This is a genomic window from Pseudomonas sp. c313 (assembly GCF_055407145.1).
In genome coordinates this window covers 458,845-478,298 of the sequence record NZ_JBUZRD010000004.1, presented here as the reverse complement: position 1 = coordinate 478,298, position 19,454 = coordinate 458,845, and the positions used below count along the sequence as shown (strand labels likewise).

Genomic DNA, 19,454 nt, shown 5'->3' with positions numbered 1-19,454 from the left:
TAACGCCAACCACTTATGCACTTGCGAGGACTTTATGGCCCGTTTCGAACTGCAAAAACTCTACATTGACGGCGGCTACTCCGACGCTGGCAGCGATGCCACCTTCGAAGCCATCAACCCGGCTAACGGTGAAGTTCTCGCCAACGTACAACGCGCCACCAAGGAAGACGTTGAACGTGCCGTGGTCAGCGCCGAAAAGGGCCAGAAAATCTGGGCCGCGATGACCGCCATGGAGCGTTCGCGCATCCTGCGTCGCGCCGTTGAAATCCTGCGCGAGCGCAACGATGAGTTGGCCGCGCTGGAAACCCTGGACACCGGCAAGCCGTACTCCGAAACCCAATACGTCGACATCGTCACCGGCGCCGACGTGCTGGAATACTACGCAGGCCTGGTGCCCGCCATCGAAGGCGAGCAAATCCCGCTGCGTACCACTTCGTTCGTCTACACCCGTCGCGAGCCCCTGGGCGTCGTGGCCGGTATCGGCGCGTGGAACTACCCGATCCAGATCGCCCTGTGGAAGTCCGCGCCAGCCCTGGCCGCCGGCAACGCGATGATCTTCAAACCAAGCGAAGTCACTTCGCTGACCACCCTGAAACTGGCCGAGATCTACACCGCAGCCGGCGTTCCAGACGGCGTGTTCAACGTCCTGACCGGCAGCGGCCGTGAAGTCGGCACTTGGCTGACCGAACACCCGCGCATCGAGAAAATCTCCTTCACTGGCGGCACCGACACCGGCAAGAAGGTCATGGCCAGCGCTTCCAGCTCTTCGCTCAAAGAAGTGACCATGGAACTGGGCGGCAAATCCCCGCTGATCATTTTCGACGACGCCGACCTCGATCGCGCCGCCGACATTGCGATGATGGCCAACTTCTACAGCTCGGGCCAGGTCTGCACCAACGGTACTCGCGTATTCGTTCCGACCGCCCTCAAAGGCGCGTTCGAAGCCAAGATTGCCGAGCGCGTAGCCCGCATCCGCATTGGCAGCCCGCAAGACGAAAACACCAACTTCGGCCCGCTGGTCAGCTTCGCCCACATGGAAAGCGTGCTCGGCTACATTGCCAAAGGTAAGGAAGAAGGCGCGCGCCTGCTGTGCGGCGGCGACCGTCTGACCGACGGCGAATTCGCCAAGGGTGCCTACGTTGCACCGACCGTGTTCACTGACTGCACCGACGAAATGACCATCGTCCGTGAAGAAATCTTCGGCCCGGTGATGAGCATCCTCACCTACGACACCGAAGAAGAAGTGATCCGCCGCGCCAACGACACCGACTTCGGCCTGGCCGCTGGCCTGGTAACCAAGGACCTGAACCGCGCGCACCGCGTGATTCATCAGCTGGAAGCCGGTATCTGCTGGATCAACGCCTGGGGCGAGTCCGACGCCAAGATGCCGGTCGGTGGCTACAAGCAGTCGGGTGTTGGCCGTGAGAACGGCATCACCTCGCTGAACAACTTCACACGCATCAAATCGGTACAGGTTGAGCTGGGCGACTACGCATCAGTGTTCTGAGGAGCCTCAAGCGGCAAGCTTCAAGCTGCAAGTAAAAGCAGTTTGGTTTGCCGCACCTCCCAGATACACCGCTCGCTGCTCTTTCTTGCAGCTTGAAGCTTAGAGCTTGTAGCTCTCAAGGAGACCCCATGACTCAAGAATACGATTACATCATTGTTGGCGCAGGTTCTGCGGGCAACACCTTAGCGACCCGTCTTACCGAAGACGAAGGCGTCACCGTCCTGCTGCTGGAAGCCGGCGGCCCGGACTACCGTCTGGATTTCCGCACCCAAATGCCAGCCGCCCTGGCCTTCCCACTGCAGGGCCGCCGCTACAACTGGGCCTACGAAACCGATCCAGAGCCATACATGGACGGCCGCAAGATGGAATGCGGTCGTGGCAAGGGCCTGGGTGGCTCTTCCTTGATCAACGGCATGTGCTACATCCGTGGCAACGCCATGGACTACAACGGCTGGGCGAAAACCCCAGGGCTGGAAGACTGGTCTTACCTGGACTGCCTGCCGTATTTCCGTAAAGCGGAAACCCGCGACATCGGCCCTAACGACTACCACGGTGGCGAAGGCCCGGTCAGCGTGACCACGCCAAAAGCCGGCAACAACCCACTGTTCGCCGCCATGGTTGAAGCCGGCGTGCAGGCCGGTTACCCGCGTACCGACGACTTGAACGGTTACCAGCAGGAAGGCTTCGGCCCGATGGACCGTACCGTGACGCCGAACGGCCGTCGCGCCAGTACCGCCCGCGGTTACCTGGATACGGCCAAGAAGCGTTCGACGCTGACCATCATCACCCATGCTCTGACCGACAAAGTGCTGTTTGAAGGCAAGCGTGCCGTGGGCGTGCGTTACCTGATCGGCGCCGCTGAAGAGCGCGTTGAAGCCCGTGCCCGCAAGGAAGTGCTGGTGTGCAGCGGCGCTATTGCTTCGCCGCAGATTCTACAACGCTCCGGCGTTGGCCCGGCGAAACTGCTGGAAAGCCTCGACATCCCGGTGGTCCACGACCTGCCAGGCGTCGGTGAAAACCTGCAGGATCACCTGGAAATGTACCTGCAATATTCATGCACCCAGCCAGTCTCGCTGTACCCGTCGCTGCTCTGGTACAACCAGCCGGCCATCGGTGCCGAGTGGCTGTTCAACGGCACCGGTATTGGCGCCAGCAACCAGTTCGAAGCTGGCGGTTTCATCCGTTCGCGCGAAGAATTCGAATGGCCGAACATCCAGTACCACTTCCTGCCGGTTGCTATTAACTACAACGGCAGCAACGGTGTGAAAGAGCACGGTTTCCAGGCCCACGTGGGTTCCATGCGTTCGCCGAGCCGTGGTCGCATCCAGCTGAAGTCGAAGAACCCACGGGAATACCCGAGCATCCTCTTCAACTACATGTCCAGCGAACAGGACTGGCAGGAATTCCGTGACGGCATCCGCCTGACCCGAGAAATCATGCAGCAACCAGCACTGGACGCCTTCCGTGGCCGCGAAATCAGCCCCGGCATTGAAGTGCAGACCGACGAGCAACTGGACAAGTTTGTCCGTGAGCACGCCGAAACCGCGTTCCACCCGTCCTGCTCATGCAAGATGGGCACCGACGAGATGGCTGTGGTCGATGGCGAAGGTCGCGTACATGGCATGCAGGGCCTGCGTGTGGTCGATGCCTCGATCATGCCGCTGATCACCACCGGCAACCTGAATGCGCCAACGATCATGATCGCCGAGAAAATCGCCGACAAGATCCGTGGCCGCCAACCGCTTGCACGCAGCACAGCGGATTACTACGTGGCGGGCGACAAGCCAGCGCGTGGCAAGCCGCTGCGTGAAGTAAGCCGTACTGCGTAATAACTGATACGCCCCTGTGGCGAGGGGCAAGCTCCCTCGCCACAATGGATTACAGCCCTGGCCGCACAGGCTGTAAACCCGCCCCACACCGCACCGCCCTTGATCCCACCCCCCGCGCAGGCCTAATCTATTGCCGCGCAAACGTTTCATCTTCCTGCCCTACCGATACGCCGGCACTTGCCTGGCCACGAGGCTTTCTCATGTTTGATGTCGTTTCTTCGAGCAAATGGCCTACCGGCTTCCTGATCAATCCAAACGTTGAACCACTGGACCCAAAATGGCTGAAGGAATTCAGCAAGATCCCGGCCGCTGCCGTCAGCGACTGCCTGGGTCGTAACGTCGGTGGCCTGGGACTCAAGTCCTTCCACGGTAATGCGCCGATGCTCGGCAGTGCACTGACTGTGCGCGTGCGTCCGGGTGACAACCTGATGATTCTCAAAGCCATGCAGATGGCCCGTCCGGGCGATGTGCTGGTGATCGACGGCAGCGCCGACCTGACCCGCGCCGTGTTCGGCGGCATCATGCGCGCCATGGCCCTGAAGGCCGGCATCGTCGGCGTGGTGATCAACGGCGCCCTGCGCGACCTCGACGAATGGCAAACCGGCGAACTGCCGGCTTACGCCATCGGCGGCGTACACCGTGGCCCGAGCACCGACGGCGGCGGCGAAATCAACGTGCCGATCTCTTGCGCCGGCATGCTGGTGGCCCCTGGCGACCTGATGATCGGCGACGGCGACGGCGTGGTCGCAGCTTCGCGCACTGAACTGCCGGAACTGCTGGTGCGCTGCCATGACCTGCTGGCCCGCGAGAAGGCTACACTGGCGGCTATCGAAGCCGGCACCCTGGACTCTGATCGTTTTGACGCCATCCTGCGCGCCAAGGGTTGCCCGGTCTAAAGCCAAAAGCATCGCGGGCTTGCCCGCGATGAGGGCCTCAGGGCCTGCGCTGCCCACAAGGAAGGCCCCATGTTCGACAAGCACCCCATCCTCAAAAAGCACTTCGCCGCCCTGCGCACTACCGCCGATTTTTTCTCCCTGCGCTACGTGCGCGAATCCGGCCAATACCTGTCAGTGCGCAAGAACGTCGCCGAGCCTCCACACCTGAACCGCGACGAAGGCGCGATGCTCACCGTGCGCCTCAACGGTGTCGAAGCCTACGCCGCGACCAACGATATTTCCCTGCCAGGCCTGCAAGCCGCCCTTGAGCGCGCCGAACAGCAGGCCCGGTTGATCAAGCCCCACGCCCTGCTCGACCTGCGCGACCAGCCGGTGTCCAGCGACGTTGCCGACTACCTGTCGCCCGACCTCAACCAGGCGTTCCCTTCCCTGAGCGATTGCTACCAACTGCTCGGCGCCGAATCCTTTGCGGTGCCCAAGGACGAGCGTCTGGTGAACTGGGAAGTCAACCTGGGACTGACCCACGTCGAACAGATCTACCTCAACAGCGTTGGTGCCGAACTGCGCCAGGCCCAGCGGTTTATTTTTCCGGGCCTGAGCGTCACCGCCTACGATGGCAGCGATAGCCAGACCCGCACCCTGGGTGGCACCAACTTCGGCCAGCAAGGCGGCTTCGATGTGATCAGCCGCTTCGGCCTGATCGGCGCCGCTGCGCAGATCGCCGACCAGGCCCTGCAACTGCTGTTGGCACCTAACACGCCGCAAGGTCCACGCGACCTGTTGCTGATGCCTGACCAGATGATGTTGCAGATCCACGAATCCATCGGCCACCCGCTGGAACTGGACCGCATCCTCGGCGATGAGCGCAATTACGCTGGCACCAGCTTCGTCAAGGCCAGCGACTTTGGCAGCCTGCAATACGGCTCCAGGCTGCTCAATGTGACCTTCGATCCGGACATTCCCGAACAGCTCGCCAGCTACGGCCATGACGACGACGGAACCGCCGCCAGCAAGCAATTCCTGATCCGCGAAGGCCTGCTGCTCAAACCGTTGGGCGGCGCGCTGTCGCAATACCGCTCGGGAATGGGCGGCGTGGCCAACAGCCGCGCGTGCAGCTGGAACCGCCCGCCTATCGACCGCATGGCCAACCTCAACATCGAGGCTGGCGACCAGACCCAGGCGCAACTGATCGAAGGCATCGAGCACGGCATTCTCATGTCCACCAACCGCTCGTGGTCCATTGATGACGCTCGCAACAAGTTCCAGTTCGGCTGCGAATGGGGCCAGTTGATTGAAAACGGCGAACTCAAGGGTGTGGTAAAGAACCCCAACTACCGGGCCATTTCCGCGCAGTTCTGGCGCAAGCTCAGCGCCGTCGGCGACGCCAGTACCTTCAAGGTCCTGGGTACGCCGAACTGCGGCAAGGGCGAGCCCAACCAGGTAATCCGCGTCGGCCATGCATCGCCGGCGTGTGTGTTCAGCAATGTTGATGTGTTTGGGGGAGACGCCTGATGGAGACCTTCAAGGCCCTGGTGAATTGGCTCAAGCAGGCCATCACCGAAGAGGAACAGTTTCATCTGGGTTACGCGGCGGAATCGTCCGAGTTCGTGCGTTTCAACCACGCCAAGGTGCGTCAGGCCGGCCAGGTGCAACAGGCCAGCCTGAACCTGAAACTGATCAATGACGGTCGCCATGCTGACCTGGGTATTACCTTGGCTGGCGAACCGGAACTGGATCGCCAGCGCCTGGCCGATGGCCTGCAACAACTGCGCGAGACCTTGGCGCTGCTGCCGCAAGATCCCTATCTATTGCTCAACCACAACGCCTGGCAAAACAAGGACCAGCAGGCTCTACCGCTGCCGGGGCTGGCTCAGGTATTGGAAGAAATCAACCAGGCTGCACACGGTGTGGATATGGTCGGTTTCTACGCCGCTGGTCCCATTAGCCGCGGTTTTGCCAGCTCCTCGGGCGCCTTCGGCTGGCATCAGGCCAATAGCTTCAACTTCGATTTCAGCCTGTTCCACGCCAACGGCGAAGCCGTGAAAGCCAGCTACGCCGGAAACGACTGGGACAGTGCCGACTTCGCCCGTCGTTTCCAGCAGGCGCGCGAGCAACTGGAGTTTCTTGGCCGCCCGCTGCACACCTTGGCGCCGGGACAATACCGCGCCTATATCGCTCCGGCGGCGCTGGAAGAAATCATCGGCATGCTCACCTGGGGCGGTTTTTCCGCCCAGGCCATCGCCAGCAAAAGCAGCCCGTTGCAGCGCCTGTATAGCGGCGATCAAGCGTTGAGCCCCTTGGTGGGCATCGATGAACAGGTCAGCGGCTCACTGAGTTCGGCGTTCTCTCGTGACGGCTATCCCCGCAGCGACGTGAAGCTGATCAGCGCGGGCAAGGCCGAAGGCCGGCTGGTCCACTCCCGTAGCGCCGCCGAGTACGGCTTGAGCGCCAACGGCGCCAGCGACGACGAATCCCCCAGCGCGTTGCAGATGGCCGCAGGTAGCCTGGCCCAGGCCGATATCCTCAAGCAGTTGGGCACCGGCCTGTACATCAGCAACCTGTGGTACCTGAACTACTCCGACCAGCCGGCGGCGCGCCTGACCGGCATGACTCGCTTCGCCACGTTCTGGGTGGAAGACGGCGAGATCAAGGCGCCGGTCAGCACCATGCGTTTTGATGACAGTGTCTACAACCTGCTGGGTTCGCAGCTGGAAGCGCTAACCGCTGATCGGGAATTGCTGCTGTCAGCCAGTACGTATAGCCAGCGCAATACCTCGTCCAACTTGTTACCGGGGGCACTGGTCAAGCGGTTGACTCTGACCCTGTAGACACGCATTCCCAATGCGACAACTATCCAATGTGGGAGCCGGGCTTGCCCGCGATGCAGGCGACTGGGTGTATCAATTACACCGCGGTGAGGCCATCGCAGGCGAGCCAGCTCCCACATTGAATCGCGTTATTCCCTAGACCGCATTGCGCCATGCGCAAAATTTCGCTTCAGACACTGGCCATCCGACCTGTTGTCGTCTTTGAAAAACCTCGCTATAAAGGCCAGTGGCATCTAGCCACGTCCGCGCGGTAAAAAACTCAAACAACCCCTGCGCAACCCCCAACCCACTTGCCCCCAAGTGATGCATGACCTTGCCCGGGAAAGGGCAAGCTGGAGCGTTGACATGAACCATGGAAGTTTTGTCATTGAAAAGCTGTTCAAGCACTACAACGTTCACGTAGAGCAGCTTGGTAACAACCCAGAGAAGAAAACCGTGCTGTTGGTCAATGGCGCGCTGTCCACCACCCGCTCGTTTGCCCGCACCAGCAAATGCCTGGCAGAGCATTTCAATGTGCTGATGTTCGATTTGCCGTTCTCGGGTTATTCGCGCCCTCACAACACCGAGCTCGACCTGGTGACCAAGGACGACGAAGTGCAAATCCTCCGGGCCCTGGTGGAGCGCTTTGAGGTCAATCACCTTGTCTCGGCCTCTTGGGGCGGTATCTCCACGCTGTTGACCCTGGCCCACAACCCGCCCTCCATCGAAAGCTCGGTGGTGATGGCCCTGGCGCCCAGCCTCAATCAGGCGATGCTCGAATACGTGGAGCGCGTCCGAGTGCTGATCGAGGCCGATGACAAGTCCGCCGTCGGCCATCTGCTCAACGAGACCGTCGGCAAGTTCCTGTCGTCACGGCTCAAGCGCAACAACCACCGTCACCTGTCGAACATGGCCACCACCGAATACCGCCAGGCGCGCTTTCATATCCACCAGGTGCTGCAAATGGGCGACGGCAATTACCTGCCGCAACTGCGCCAGATCGAAACCCCGGTGCACTTTCTCAATGGCACGCTGGACGAATACACGCCGGCCGAAGACGCCCAACTGTTCAAGCAATATGTCGGTCGTAGCAGCTTCGTCACTGCCGAATACACCGGCCATTTGCTCGACCTGGAGTCCCACGACGCTGCTCTGGCGGTGCATCGGGCGCTGATTGATTTCCTGGTGGGCAAGGACATGGCGCTGTCAGATATCGACGAACCGCCAGTGGGAAAAGAGGCAGCCGATGGCGCATAATCGCCAAAACATAGCCTGCTAACAAAAGGGAACTCATGCCGAATCGCGCCCCTCTCGACGCCAAGACCGCCCGCTGGCTACCCTGGGTGGTAGCGATTGCCTTCTTCATGCAGTCGCTGGATGGGACGATTCTCAACACCGCATTACCCGCCATGGCTCAGGACCTGGCGGAAAACCCACTGCGCATGCAAGGGGTAGTGATCGCCTACATGCTCACCGTGGCCCTGCTGATCCCTGCCTCGGGCTGGATCGCCGACCGCTTCGGCACCAAAAAAATCTTCTTCGGCGCGATCATGCTGTTCAGCATCGGCTCGTTGCTCTGCGCCCTGTCCAGCACATTGACCATGCTGATAGGCGCCCGCGTGATCCAGGGCCTGGGCGGCGCACTGATGCTGCCGGTCGGGCGACTGGTAGTGCTGCGCGCCTACCCCCGCTCGGAGCTGGTGCGAATCATGGGTTTCATCACCATTCCCGGCCTGCTTGGGCCCTTGCTCGGCCCGACCATGGGCGGCTGGATGGTGCAATACCTGACCTGGCACTGGATCTTCCTGATCAACTTGCCGGTGGGCATGATCGGCTGCTACGCCGTATGGAAATTTATCCCCGACCTGCGCGGCAGCGAACGCACGCGTTTTGATGGCGTGGGCTTTCTGCTGTTTGGCGCGGCGATGGTGCTGATCACCATCGCCATGGAAGGCCTGGGGGAGTTGCACCTGCCGCACCTGCGGGTGATGTTGCTGCTGTTCGGTGGCCTGGCGTGCCTGGCGGCCTACTGGCTGCGGGCCGGGCATATCGATAACCCGTTGTTCTCGCCGGTGTTGTTCAAGACCCGGACCTTTGCCGTGGGCATTCTCGGCAACCTGTTCGCCCGCCTGGGCAGCGGTGCCCTGCCGTTCCTAGTGCCGCTGCTGTTGCAGATTGCCCTGGGTTACTCGCCGTCCCAGGCCGGGATGAGCATGTTGCCTTTGGCGGCGGCGGCGATGGTCGCCAAGTCCATTGCGCGACCGCTGATCGAACGCCTGGGCTATCGCATCGTGCTCACCGGCAACACCCTGCTGCTGGGGATGATGCTGGCGAGCATGGGCCTGGTCAGCGAACAGACGCCGTACCCGCTGCTGCTGGCCATGCTGGCGGTACTGGGAGCGATCAACTCGCTGCAATTTACCGCGATGAATACCGTGACGCTGATTGATCTGGACGACGCCCAGGCCAGCAGCGGCAACAGTTTGCTGTCGGTGGTGGCGCAACTGTCCCTGAGCCTGGGGGTGGCCTGCGCCGGTGCGCTACTCGGTGGCTTTACTGCCGAAGTGGGCAACGACGGGGTCAATACCGTGCTCGGTGCGTTCCAACTGACCTTTCTCACCGTGGGCATCATGGCGATGCTGGCGGCGGCGATCTTTTTGCAGCTTTCACCCAAGGATGGCCGACGAGTGGTCAGCCGCGAACACGATATCGAGCACTGAAATAGTGGGAAAAACCTGCGCCACCCAGGACTTCTCGTCTGGAACGTGCAGGGAAAATCCTTCGAGGCTGGTACACTGCGCGACATTTTGTTTTGCAGGCCAGTCCCGTGACCACCATCGCCACCGCTTTTAATACTTTGCCGCTGTCCGCCGCCATGCTGGCTAACCTCGACTCTCTGGGTTATGTCGAGATGACGCCGATCCAGGCGCAAAGCTTGCCGGTGATCCTCAAGGGGCTGGACCTGATCGCCCAAGCCAAGACCGGCAGCGGCAAGACCGCGGCTTTCGGCATTGGCCTTTTGAACCCGATCAACCCGCGCTATTTTGGCTGCCAGGCTCTGGTGATGTGCCCAACTCGCGAGCTGGCCGACCAGGTTGCCAAGGAAATCCGCCGCCTGGCCCGCGCCGAAGACAACATCAAGGTGTTGACCCTGTGCGGTGGCGTGTCCCTGGGACCACAGATTGCTTCGCTGGAACACGGCGCGCACATCATCGTCGGCACCCCGGGCCGTATTCAGCAGCACCTGCGCAAGGGTTCGCTGGTACTCGACGGGTTGAACACGCTGATCCTCGATGAAGCCGACCGCATGCTCGACATGGGCTTCTACGATGCCATCGAAGACATCATCAGCAAGACCCCGGCCCGTCGCCAAACCCTGCTGTTCTCCGCGACCTACCCGGTGAGCATCAAGCAGCTGGCGTCCAAATTCATGCGCGCGCCGCAGCAAGTGAAAGCCGAAGCGTTCCACTCCGATTCGCAGATTGAGCAGCGCTTCTACGAAATTTCCCCGGAAGAGCGCATGGAAGCAGTGACCAAGGTCCTGGCGCACTTCCGTCCGGCCTCTTGCGTGGCCTTCTGCTTTACCAAGCAGCAAGTGCAGGAAACCGTCGACCACCTGACGTCCAAGGGCATTTCTGCCGTCGGCCTGCATGGCGACCTGGAGCAGCGTGACCGTGACCAAGTGCTGGCGATGTTCGCCAACCGCAGTACTTCGGTATTGGTGGCCACTGACGTCGCCGCCCGTGGCTTGGACATTGACGCGCTGGACATGGTGATCAACGTTGAGCTGGCCCGCGACTCGGAAATTCACATTCACCGCGTAGGCCGTACAGGTCGCGCCGGTGAGACTGGCATTGCTATCAGCCTGGTAGCACCGTCTGAAGCCCACCGCGCCCAGGCCATCGAACAACTGCAAAAAGCTCCACTGAACTGGGACCAACTGAGCAACCTCAAGTCCCAGGGTGGCGCGCCGCTCGTGCCGGTCATGAGCACCCTGTGCATTGGTGCCGGTCGCAAGGACAAGGTTCGTCCGGGCGACATCCTCGGCGCTCTGACCGGTGAAGCCGGGATTCCAGGCGCCCAGGTGGGCAAGATCGCGATCTTTGATTTCCAGGCGTTTGTGGCCGTGGAGCGCGGGGTCGCCAAGCAGGCGTTGCAGCGTTTGAATGACGGCAAGATCAAAGGCCGCTCGTTGCGCGTTCGCATTCTCTAAGAGCGCCGCGTAACCACTGTAGGAACCAGATCAATGTGGGAGCCGGGCTTGCCCGCGATGCAGACGACTCGGTCTAACAGACTGAGTTGATGCCATCGCAGGCAGGCCAGCTCCCACATTTCATTGCATTGCATTGCATATCAGGATTTGCAGTGAACCAGAATTTGCATGAGGACTGTATTTTGCGCTCTACCGAAGTCGTGATCATTGGCGCCGGCGCCGCGGGTTTGATGTGTGCACTGACCGCCGCCGGGCGTGGGCGCAAAGTGATGTTGATCGATCATGCGAACAAGGCCGGCAAAAAAATCCTGATGTCCGGTGGTGGCCGCTGCAACTTCACCAACCTGTACACAGAACCTGTCAACTTCCTCTCCCACAACGCGCACTTCTGCAAGTCTGCCCTGGCCCGCTACACCCAGTGGGACTTCATTGGCATGGTGGCCAAGCACGGCGTGCCATACCACGAGAAGAAGCTCGGCCAATTGTTCTGCGATAACAAATCCAGCGACATCCTCGGCATGCTGCTCGATGAGTGCGAGCAAGTGGGCGTGAGCCTGCACCTGGACACCTCGATCCAGCAGATCGAAAAACTCGACGCCGGGTATCAGTTGCAAACCACCCTGGGCGAGTTGCGCTGCGAATCCCTGGTGATTGCCACGGGCGGGCTGTCGATCCCGACCTTGGGCGCCACCGGCTTCGGTTATCAGGTGGCCAAACAGTTCGGCCATGAACTGCTTCCAACCCGCGCCGGGCTGGTGCCATTCACCATCACCGATCAGCTCAAGGAATTGTGCGGCGAGTTGTCCGGCACTTCGGTGGATTGCCTGGTGAGCTGCAACGACCAGAGTTTTCGCGAGAACATTCTGTTTACCCATCGCGGCCTGAGCGGGCCAGCGATTTTGCAGATTTCCTCGTACTGGGAATCCGGCGACGCCGTGGAAATCAACCTGCTGCCTGATCATGACGCCCACGCCTGGCTGCAACAGCAGCAGACCGAACGCCCAAACAGCGAGCTGAAAACCCTGCTGGGTGAGATCTTCACCAAGAAGATGGCCAACCTGTTGGCCGAGCAGTGGTTTATTTCCAAGCCGATGAAGCAGTACACCCACGCCGAACTGGCGGATATCGCGGCGAAGCTGGCAAGCTGGCAATTGGTCCCGGCGGGCACCGAAGGCTATCGCACGGCGGAAGTAACCTTGGGTGGCGTGGACACGCGGGAAGTGTCGTCCAAGACGATGGAGTCCCTGAAAAGCCCTGGGTTGTACTTCATCGGTGAAGTGCTGGATGTAAGCGGGCACCTGGGCGGGTTCAATTTCCAGTGGGCGTGGGCATCCGGCTACGCTGCTGCGCAATACATCTGACATCCTCTAAAACCGTAGGAGCTGTCGAGTGAAACGAGGGTGTGTATTTCAAGGCCGGAACATATTTTGCCCTCAGATGTGATTGCCACCCTTGCCGTGGCGTCATTACTGGCTCAATTTAGCGGCATCGTCCCGGAAGACCCCAGACTTCATGTCATCGACCTCGTTCAACCATTCCATGCGGCGCCTTTGGGCGCTGGACAAGTTCAGCTACAGCGTACGGGTATTCATCGCCCTCACCGGCAGCATGGCGCTGTGCTGGTACCAGGATGAGATGACGCTGCTGATCCCGCTGTTCCTGGGGATTATCGCCAGCGCCCTGGCCGAGACCGATGACAGTTGGCAAGGCCGCCTCAATGCGCTGGCGGTGACGCTGGTGTGTTTCAGTATTGCGGCGCTGTCGGTGGAATTGCTCTTCCCCTACCCGTGGATTTTCGCCCTGGCCCTGGCCCTGGCCAGTTTCGCCCTGACCATGCTCGGCGCGCTGGGGGAGCGTTACGGCGCTATCGCCTCGGCGACCTTGATTCTGTCGGTCTACACCATGATCGCTGTTGACCAGCGCGGCGGAGCGGTCACCGATTTCTGGCACGAACCCTTGCTGCTGGTGGCTGGTGCCGCCTGGTACGGGGCGCTCTCGGTGCTGTGGCAGGCGCTGTTTTCCAACCAGCCGGTGCAACAGAGCCTGGCGCGGTTGTTCCGCGAACTGGGGCACTACCTCAAGCTCAAGTCGACCCTGTTCGAACCGATCCGCCAACTGGATGTAGAAGCGCGGCGCCTGGAACTGGCCCAGCAAAATGGCCGGGTGGTGGCGGCGCTGAACGCGGCCAAGGAGATCATCCTGCACCGAGTCGGTAATGGCCGACCGGGGGCCAAGGTCAGCCGCTACCTCAAGCTGTACTTCCTGGCACAGGACATCCACGAACGCGCAAGCTCATCGCACTACCCCTACAACGCCTTGGCCGAAGCCTTCTTCCACAGCGACGTGCTGTTCCGCTGCCAGCGCCTGCTGCGCCAGCAAGGCAAGGCCTGCCAGGCTCTCGCCGAGTCGATCCAATTGCGCCAGCCCTTCGTCTATGACGCAAGCTTCGCCGAAGCCCTGGGCGACTTGCACGCCTCCCTGGAACACCTGCGCATCCAGAGTAACCCGGCCTGGCGCGGCCTGCTGCGCTCGCTGCGGGCGCTGTCAGCCAACCTGGCGACCCTCGACCGCTTGCTCAGCGACGCCAGCAACCCCGACAGCCTGGCGGATGCCACAGACAGCAACCTGCTGGACCGCTCGCCACGCAACCTCAAGGAAATGTGGACGCGCCTGCGTACCCAACTGACGCCGACATCCTTGTTGTTCCGCCATGCCCTGCGCCTGTCCCTGGCGCTGAGCATCGGTTACTTCATGGTGCATCTGATCCACCCTTCCCAAGGCTACTGGATCATCCTCACCACCCTGTTCGTATGCCAGCCGAACTACGGCGCCACCCGGCGCAAGCTCGGCCAGCGAATCATCGGCACCGCCATCGGCCTGACCGTGGCCTGGGCGCTGTTCGATCTGTTCCCAAGCCCACTGGTGCAATCGATGTTCGCCATCGCCGCCGGCCTGGTGTTCTTTATCAACCGCACCACGCGCTACACCCTGGCGACGGCGGCGATCACCCTGATGGTGCTGTTCTGCTTCAACCAGGTGGGCGATGGCTACGGGCTGTTCCTGCCGCGACTGTTCGATACCTTGCTCGGCAGCCTGATTGCCGGGTTAGCGGTGTTCCTGTTCCTGCCGGACTGGCAGGGTCGACGCCTGAACAAAGTGCTGGCCAACACCCTGACCTGCAACAGCATCTACCTGCGGCAAATCATGCAGCAATATGGCGCAGGCAAAAGCGACGACCTCGCTTACCGCTTGGCCCGCCGCAATGCCCACAACGCCGATGCGGCACTGTCCACCACCCTGGCCAATATGCTGATGGAGCCGGGACATTTCCGTAAGGAAGCCGACGTGGGCTTTCGCTTCCTGGTGCTGTCCCACACCTTGCTCAGCTACCTGTCGGGGCTGGGTGCACACCGCGAAACCCAGTTACCGGCCGAGGTGCGCGAGCACTTGATCGAAGGTGCCGGCAAAACCCTGGCGGCGAGCATCGACGAGATCGCCACGGGGCTGGCCAACAAACAGCCGATCGCGATTCAAAGCGATACCGAGGAAGCGCTGGCGGTTGAGCTGGAGCAGATGCCCGATGAGATCGACGAAGGGCAGCGCTTGGTGCAGACGCAGTTGGCGTTGATTTGTCGACAGCTGGGGCCGTTGCGGACGTTGGCAACGCATCTGATCAAGGACACCAGCGCCGCGTGAACCGCTACATCCCGTGCTGCTTCAACAACTTTGCATAACTGCCATCGACCTTCATCCTGGCAATCTCCCGATCAAACCCGGCAACAATTTGCTTGTGCTGCGGGTTTTTCAGGCTGACCAGGATATGCAGGCTGTTTTCACTCAACGGCTTGGGCAGAAACTCCACCGCATTGCGCACCCTGGCTGACTCACGGGCCAGGTAGTAGCGGGCGACAAATTCATCTTCAACCGTCAGCCGAACCCGTTGTGCCGCCAGCATGCGCACGGCCATGGCGAAGTTGTGCACAGGGACCTTCTGAAATTGCAGGTCGCGGTCGAAGTCCGCCGAATAGGCATAGCCGCGCACCACGGCGACGGGATAGTCGTGCAGTTGCTGCAGGTTCTGGAACTCGATGGGGTCGTCTCGGCGCTTGATAAATCGCACCCTGTTAAGCAAATACTCGCCGGAAAACTGCCCCAGCTGCGTACGCGCTTCGTCGTACCAGGCGTTGACCAGCACGTCATAACGCCCGTCACCTACGCCCATCAACGCCCTAGCCCAGGGCACCTGTTCAAAATCACTGGGATAGCCCGCACGGGCCAGCGCGGTGCTGACGATGTCGGTGGCCAATCCGCCATTGACCAGCGTGGCGTCGGTAAACGGCGGCCAAGCATCTGCCACCAGGCGCAAGCGTTCTGCGGTGGCCGTCTGAGCCAGCAACAGCAATCCGAGCAAAGCAACGGCACGAGACAATCGCGGCATGCTTGAGGTCCTTGCGCAGCGGGCAAATGCTTACGGGGGATGACGTCTGGCAAGCCGTGATCCGCATCACGCCCAGGCCCTGACTGTAGCTCATCACTCGCGCTGTACAGCAGATTACACAAAGAAGTCAGCGGCGGGAGCACTCAATGATGGCAATTTGACCCCGCTCGAAATATAGCTAGCTTTTCAGGGGTTTGCACAACCCATAAAGACAGTTGCCAGCCACGGGATTACTATCCCAGACCGGTACTTATTCGAGATATAACAATGACTGTCGATTGGGTCTGCAAACACCACAATGATCTAGGCAAGGAACAGTTGTACGCCATTTTGCGCCTGCGGGCGGAGGTCTTCGTTGTCGAGCAACAGTGCGTTTATCAGGACCTCGACGGCCAGGACCTGGAAGGTGATACCCATCACCTGATGGCCTGGAACGACGATCAATTGGTAGCCTACCTGCGCCTGCTGGACCCGGACCTCCACGGCGGTGACCTGGTAATAGGCCGCGTGATCGTCGCACCGAGTGCACGGGGTACCGGTCTTGGTCATCAGATGATGGATGAAGCGCTCAGGCAGGCGCACAAGAACTGGCCCGAAGTGCCGATCTATCTGTCAGCCCAGGCGCATTTGCAGGGGTATTACGGGCGGTACGGGTTTGTGGTGGTCGGGGAGGAATATCTTGAAGATGATATTCCCCATATCGGGATGCGCCGGGCCTAGGGGTATCCCAACACTTGCTTGATCGGCGACAGATTTGCCTCGATCCACCGCCGATCAATCGCACCCCAACTGCGAATCCGATAGCGTCCAGCATGATTGCGGGCGCCGTCTTCCTGTTCGAACTCACAGACGATATCCAGATCCGCCAACGCCGCAATCGTATCCTGGGCCGTGCGCCGGGGCATACCCGTCACCTCGGTCAGCGCCGGGACGCTGCTGGCCAACTTGCTGTCGATCAGATACGCCACATACAGGCGGCGATAGAAGCTGCTTTTGGTCTTGCTGACATCCATGCTCGGTAGCCTTTTGGAAGTTAGGTCTTGACCTGCAAATCGCGCCAAGTCAGGTACACCCGCAGGTCAAACTCCACCTGATGGTAGCCGGGCAGCATATGTTCGCAGAGTTTGTAAAATGCCTTGTTGTGGTCCGACTCCTTGAAGTGCGCCAGTTCGTGGACGACGATCATTCGCAAGAACTCGGGCGCTGCGTCCTTGAACAACGAAGCGATGCGGATTTCTTTCTTGGACTTGAGGTTGCCGCCCTGCACCCGGGAAATAGTGGTGTGCAGGCCCAGTGCGCGATGGGTCAGGTCCAGGCGGTTGTCGAACAATACTTTGTCGATGGCCGGCGCGTTACGCAGATGGTCCTGCTTCAAGGCCAGCGCATAGTTGTACAAGGCCTTGTCGCTCTGCACGCCGTGGCGCTCGGGGTAACGCTGGCTCAGGTAGTCGCTCAACTGATCCTTGGCGATCAACTGACGTACTTGGTCTTGCAGGGAAGCCGGGTAGGCCTGGAGGTATTTCAGCGCAGTCATGGCGTCAACAACGGGGATTTGAAAGGTAGCCAGTGTAGCGAATTCAGCGGGGCACCGCGCGCAAGGCGAAAGGTTACGGCCAGTCGGCAACCTCTTCGGCCATCAGCGGTTTAGCCACCAGTGATCCCTGAATAAACTGGCAGCCATTGGCTTTGAGCCATTGGCACTGCTCCTGGGTCTCGACTCCCTCGGCAATCACCAACAAATCGAAATGCCGGCACAGCTCGATAATACTGCGGGCCATGGCGGCATCCCGTGGCGAGTCCGGTAGGCGGGCAATCAATTGCGGATCGAGTTTCAAGGTATCGAACTCAAGATCACGCAAGTGCGCCAGGGAACAGGCGCCCAAACCAAAATCATCCAGGGCGATACGTACCCCGACCATCCTCAACAGCCTGAGTTGCTTGGCCGACTCCTCGGCGTTGTGCATCAAGCTTTCTTCACTGATTTCCACCTCCAACTGCCGCCCTTGCAACCCATGTTGCTCCAGCACCTGCTGCAGTTGAACGGCGAGGTTGGGCATATTGAACTGGCTGCTGCTCAGGCTCACGCTTAGCACCAGCTCATCGCTGAACGCCTCGGTCCAGGCCTTTCGCTGGATCGCCACCTGCTGGTAGATCCAGTTGCTGAGCTGGCTGATCAGCCGCGCCTCTTCCAGCAACGGCAGAAACAATCCAGGCGGCACGTCGCCAACACTGGGGTGCTGCCAGCGCAACAGCGCCTCGACCCCACGCAAATGACCATCGCCCAGAGATACCTGCGGCTGGTACACCAGGGTGAACTCCTTGTTGTCGATGGCGGTGCGCACACTGTCTTCGAGCATCAAGCGCGAGCGCGCCCGGCCGTTCATTTCCTGATCGTAATAGCGGTATTGCTGACGCCCTGCGCGCTTGGCTTCGTACATGGCGATGTCCGCCGCGCGCAGCAGGCCGTCCAGGTCGGAGCCGCAGTCAGGAAACGTGGCAATGCCAATACTGACGCCGAGCATCACATCCAGCCCCTCGACCTGCTGACAGATCGACACCCGCTCAATCAGCTTCTCGGCGATCTTCGCTGCCTGCTCCGGGAATTCCAGTTCCAGTAGCACGGTGAACTCATCACCGCCCATGCGTCCGAGAATGTCGTATGAACGCAAGCATGCCTTCAATTGCTCCGAGACCCAGCGCAGCACCCGGTCACCAGCGTCGTGCCCCAGGGAATCGTTGACCCGCTTGAAGCCGTCCAGGTCCAGATACAGCAAGACCAGGGAGTGCTCGCTGCGCTCACCGCGCAACAGCATATTCTCCACAGCCTGATGGAACCCGCGCCGATTGAGCAGGCCGGTTAGCGGGTCAGTAACCGCCTGGAACTCCAGTTGCTGGTGCAAATGGCGCACCTCAGACATGTCCAGCACCGTGACCACCATGGCCTTCTGCTCGGCGGGCAACGGCGCGCAAGACATCGCCACCGGTAGTTGCTGACCAGGAGCGGTGCGCAGGATGGCGTCGTGCAGGCGCCAGGTCTCGCCTCGACGATAGCCGGCGTACAGCTCGGAGTCGGACCAGCCGAGCACGTGGGGCTTTTGCAGGAAGCTGAGGAACTCCTTGCCCTGCAATTCATCGACCGAGGCATTGAGCAGACGCGAAATCGCCGGGTTCGCGTAGCTGATCACACCGTCTTCGCCTACCACCAGAATGCCCTCGGCGGCGTTGTCCAGCACCGAGGCATTGAAGGCACGAGCTGACTCCAGGTCATGACTCAAGCGCTGCAGGGCCCGGCGGCTGCTCTGATGCTCCAGCAGGGCCTGGACCTTGGGCTTGAGGATATGGGGGTCGAAGGGTTTGAACAGGTAATCGATCGCGCCGCTGGCATAGCCTTCCAGCACCGCCGCCGGCGATTGCGCATTGGCGCTTAGGAAAATGATCGGTGTCATCCGGGTGCGTTGGCTGCCGCGCATCAGTCGGGCGACTTCAAAGCCGTCCATGCCGGGCATCCGTACATCCAGCAGTACCAGGTCGACGTCATGCTCCAGCAACAACCCAAGGGCTTCAAGACCCGACCCGGCAGTCACGACCTGCCAATCCTCACGCTGCAAAAGCGCGCGCATGCTAATCAGGTTTTCAGGGTAGTCATCGACCACCAAGAGAACTGAAGTGCCGTCGCCGGGCTTAATTGAAGCGCATGCCATGTTACATCTCTTCCTTGAGGAGCCACTCCGGTCACTTTTGAGAAAAGCCGGACAAATATTGAG

General features: G+C 60.7%; 15 protein-coding genes. 11 read left to right on the top strand and 4 right to left on the bottom strand.

Annotated features, from left to right (window positions below):
• Positions 1–34: 34 nt before the first annotated feature.
• From betB to yccS, 10 genes are all read left to right on the top strand, one after another.
• Positions 35–1,507, top strand: coding sequence for a betaine-aldehyde dehydrogenase (gene betB / locus ACZRKZ_RS15860; protein ID WP_463967820.1), 1,473 nt, complete (start codon positions 35–37; stop codon positions 1,505–1,507).
• A gap of 128 nt (positions 1,508–1,635) precedes the next feature.
• Positions 1,636–3,336 carry a choline dehydrogenase gene (betA, locus tag ACZRKZ_RS15855; protein ID WP_463982034.1) on the top strand — a complete coding sequence of 567 codons (1,701 nt, stop codon included), beginning with the start codon at positions 1,636–1,638 and terminating at the stop codon, positions 3,334–3,336.
• A gap of 200 nt (positions 3,337–3,536) precedes the next feature.
• Positions 3,537–4,232, top strand: a complete 696-nt coding sequence (locus ACZRKZ_RS15850; protein WP_149414459.1) for an RraA family protein — start codon at positions 3,537–3,539, stop codon at positions 4,230–4,232.
• A gap of 69 nt (positions 4,233–4,301) precedes the next feature.
• Positions 4,302–5,744, top strand: coding sequence for a TldD/PmbA family protein (locus tag ACZRKZ_RS15845; RefSeq protein ID WP_463967818.1), 1,443 nt, complete (start codon positions 4,302–4,304; stop codon positions 5,742–5,744).
• Positions 5,744–7,060, top strand: a complete 1,317-nt coding sequence (locus tag ACZRKZ_RS15840) for a TldD/PmbA family protein (protein WP_463982033.1) — start codon at positions 5,744–5,746, stop codon at positions 7,058–7,060. The genes ACZRKZ_RS15845 and ACZRKZ_RS15840 overlap by 1 nt, the downstream gene beginning before the upstream one ends.
• A 345-nt stretch (positions 7,061–7,405) precedes the next feature.
• Entirely contained in the window at positions 7,406–8,296 is an 891-nt protein-coding gene (locus ACZRKZ_RS15835; protein ID WP_463982032.1) for an alpha/beta fold hydrolase, read from the top strand.
• Positions 8,297–8,331: 35 nt separating this feature from the next.
• The gene (mdtD, locus tag ACZRKZ_RS15830) at positions 8,332–9,759 is read left to right on the top strand and encodes a multidrug transporter subunit MdtD (protein WP_463967815.1); all 1,428 of its coding nucleotides are present in this window, start codon (positions 8,332–8,334) and stop codon (positions 9,757–9,759) included.
• 155 nt (positions 9,760–9,914) lie between these two features.
• Positions 9,915–11,252: an ATP-dependent RNA helicase DbpA gene (gene dbpA / locus ACZRKZ_RS15825; protein ID WP_256666344.1), complete on the top strand. Its 1,338-nt coding sequence runs from the start codon at positions 9,915–9,917 to the stop codon at positions 11,250–11,252.
• Positions 11,253–11,434: 182 nt separating this feature from the next.
• Positions 11,435–12,613: a BaiN/RdsA family NAD(P)/FAD-dependent oxidoreductase gene (locus ACZRKZ_RS15820; protein ID WP_463982093.1), complete on the top strand. Its 1,179-nt coding sequence runs from the start codon at positions 11,435–11,437 to the stop codon at positions 12,611–12,613.
• Positions 12,614–12,764: 151 nt separating this feature from the next.
• Entirely contained in the window at positions 12,765–14,948 is a 2,184-nt protein-coding gene (yccS, locus tag ACZRKZ_RS15815; protein WP_463967814.1) for a YccS family putative transporter, read from the top strand.
• A 4-nt stretch (positions 14,949–14,952) separates the two neighbouring features.
• Here yccS and ACZRKZ_RS15810 read toward each other — a convergent pair whose 3' ends face one another.
• Positions 14,953–15,690 (bottom strand): substrate-binding periplasmic protein, encoded by a 738-nt coding sequence (locus tag ACZRKZ_RS15810; protein WP_463982031.1) that lies wholly within the window; start codon positions 15,688–15,690, stop codon positions 14,953–14,955.
• A 267-nt stretch (positions 15,691–15,957) separates the two neighbouring features.
• On the opposite strand from ACZRKZ_RS15810, the gene ACZRKZ_RS15805 reads away from it, so the two are divergent.
• Positions 15,958–16,410, top strand: a complete 453-nt coding sequence (locus ACZRKZ_RS15805; RefSeq protein WP_133102379.1) for a GNAT family N-acetyltransferase — start codon at positions 15,958–15,960, stop codon at positions 16,408–16,410.
• Here ACZRKZ_RS15805 and ACZRKZ_RS15800 read toward each other — a convergent pair.
• The 3 genes from ACZRKZ_RS15800 to ACZRKZ_RS15790 all read right to left on the bottom strand — a co-directional run bounded on the left by ACZRKZ_RS15800 (position 16,407) and on the right by ACZRKZ_RS15790 (position 19,391).
• Positions 16,407–16,703 (bottom strand): winged helix-turn-helix domain-containing protein, encoded by a 297-nt coding sequence (locus ACZRKZ_RS15800; RefSeq protein WP_463982030.1) that lies wholly within the window; start codon positions 16,701–16,703, stop codon positions 16,407–16,409. The genes ACZRKZ_RS15805 and ACZRKZ_RS15800 overlap by 4 nt on opposite strands.
• 20 nt (positions 16,704–16,723) lie before the next feature.
• Complete coding sequence (locus tag ACZRKZ_RS15795) at positions 16,724–17,224, bottom strand: M48 metallopeptidase family protein (protein ID WP_463967811.1); 501 nt, start codon at positions 17,222–17,224, stop codon at positions 16,724–16,726.
• Between the two features lie 73 nt (positions 17,225–17,297).
• Positions 17,298–19,391, bottom strand: coding sequence for a putative bifunctional diguanylate cyclase/phosphodiesterase (locus ACZRKZ_RS15790; protein WP_463982029.1), 2,094 nt, complete (start codon positions 19,389–19,391; stop codon positions 17,298–17,300).
• Positions 19,392–19,454: the final 63 nt, after the last annotated feature.

Bases quoted from the DNA above. Each gene is read 5' to 3' on its own strand.
- yccS (WP_463967814.1), top strand. From the start codon at position 12,765: ATGTCATCGACCTCGTTCAACCATTCCATGCGGCGCCTTTGGGCGCTG.
- ACZRKZ_RS15835 (WP_463982032.1), top strand. From the start codon at position 7,406: ATGAACCATGGAAGTTTTGTCATTGAAAAGCTGTTCAAGCACTACAAC.
- ACZRKZ_RS15850 (WP_149414459.1), top strand. From the start codon at position 3,537: ATGTTTGATGTCGTTTCTTCGAGCAAATGGCCTACCGGCTTCCTGATC.
- ACZRKZ_RS15840 (WP_463982033.1), top strand. From the start codon at position 5,744: ATGGAGACCTTCAAGGCCCTGGTGAATTGGCTCAAGCAGGCCATCACC.
- ACZRKZ_RS15790 (WP_463982029.1), bottom strand. From the start codon at position 19,391: ATGGCATGCGCTTCAATTAAGCCCGGCGACGGCACTTCAGTTCTCTTG.
- mdtD (WP_463967815.1), top strand. From the start codon at position 8,332: ATGCCGAATCGCGCCCCTCTCGACGCCAAGACCGCCCGCTGGCTACCC.
- dbpA (WP_256666344.1), top strand. From the start codon at position 9,915: ATGCTGGCTAACCTCGACTCTCTGGGTTATGTCGAGATGACGCCGATC.
- betA (WP_463982034.1), top strand. From the start codon at position 1,636: ATGACTCAAGAATACGATTACATCATTGTTGGCGCAGGTTCTGCGGGC.
- ACZRKZ_RS15800 (WP_463982030.1), bottom strand. From the start codon at position 16,703: ATGGATGTCAGCAAGACCAAAAGCAGCTTCTATCGCCGCCTGTATGTG.
- ACZRKZ_RS15810 (WP_463982031.1), bottom strand. From the start codon at position 15,690: ATGCCGCGATTGTCTCGTGCCGTTGCTTTGCTCGGATTGCTGTTGCTG.
- betB (WP_463967820.1), top strand. From the start codon at position 35: ATGGCCCGTTTCGAACTGCAAAAACTCTACATTGACGGCGGCTACTCC.
- ACZRKZ_RS15805 (WP_133102379.1), top strand. From the start codon at position 15,958: ATGACTGTCGATTGGGTCTGCAAACACCACAATGATCTAGGCAAGGAA.
- ACZRKZ_RS15845 (WP_463967818.1), top strand. From the start codon at position 4,302: ATGTTCGACAAGCACCCCATCCTCAAAAAGCACTTCGCCGCCCTGCGC.
- ACZRKZ_RS15795 (WP_463967811.1), bottom strand. From the start codon at position 17,224: ATGACTGCGCTGAAATACCTCCAGGCCTACCCGGCTTCCCTGCAAGAC.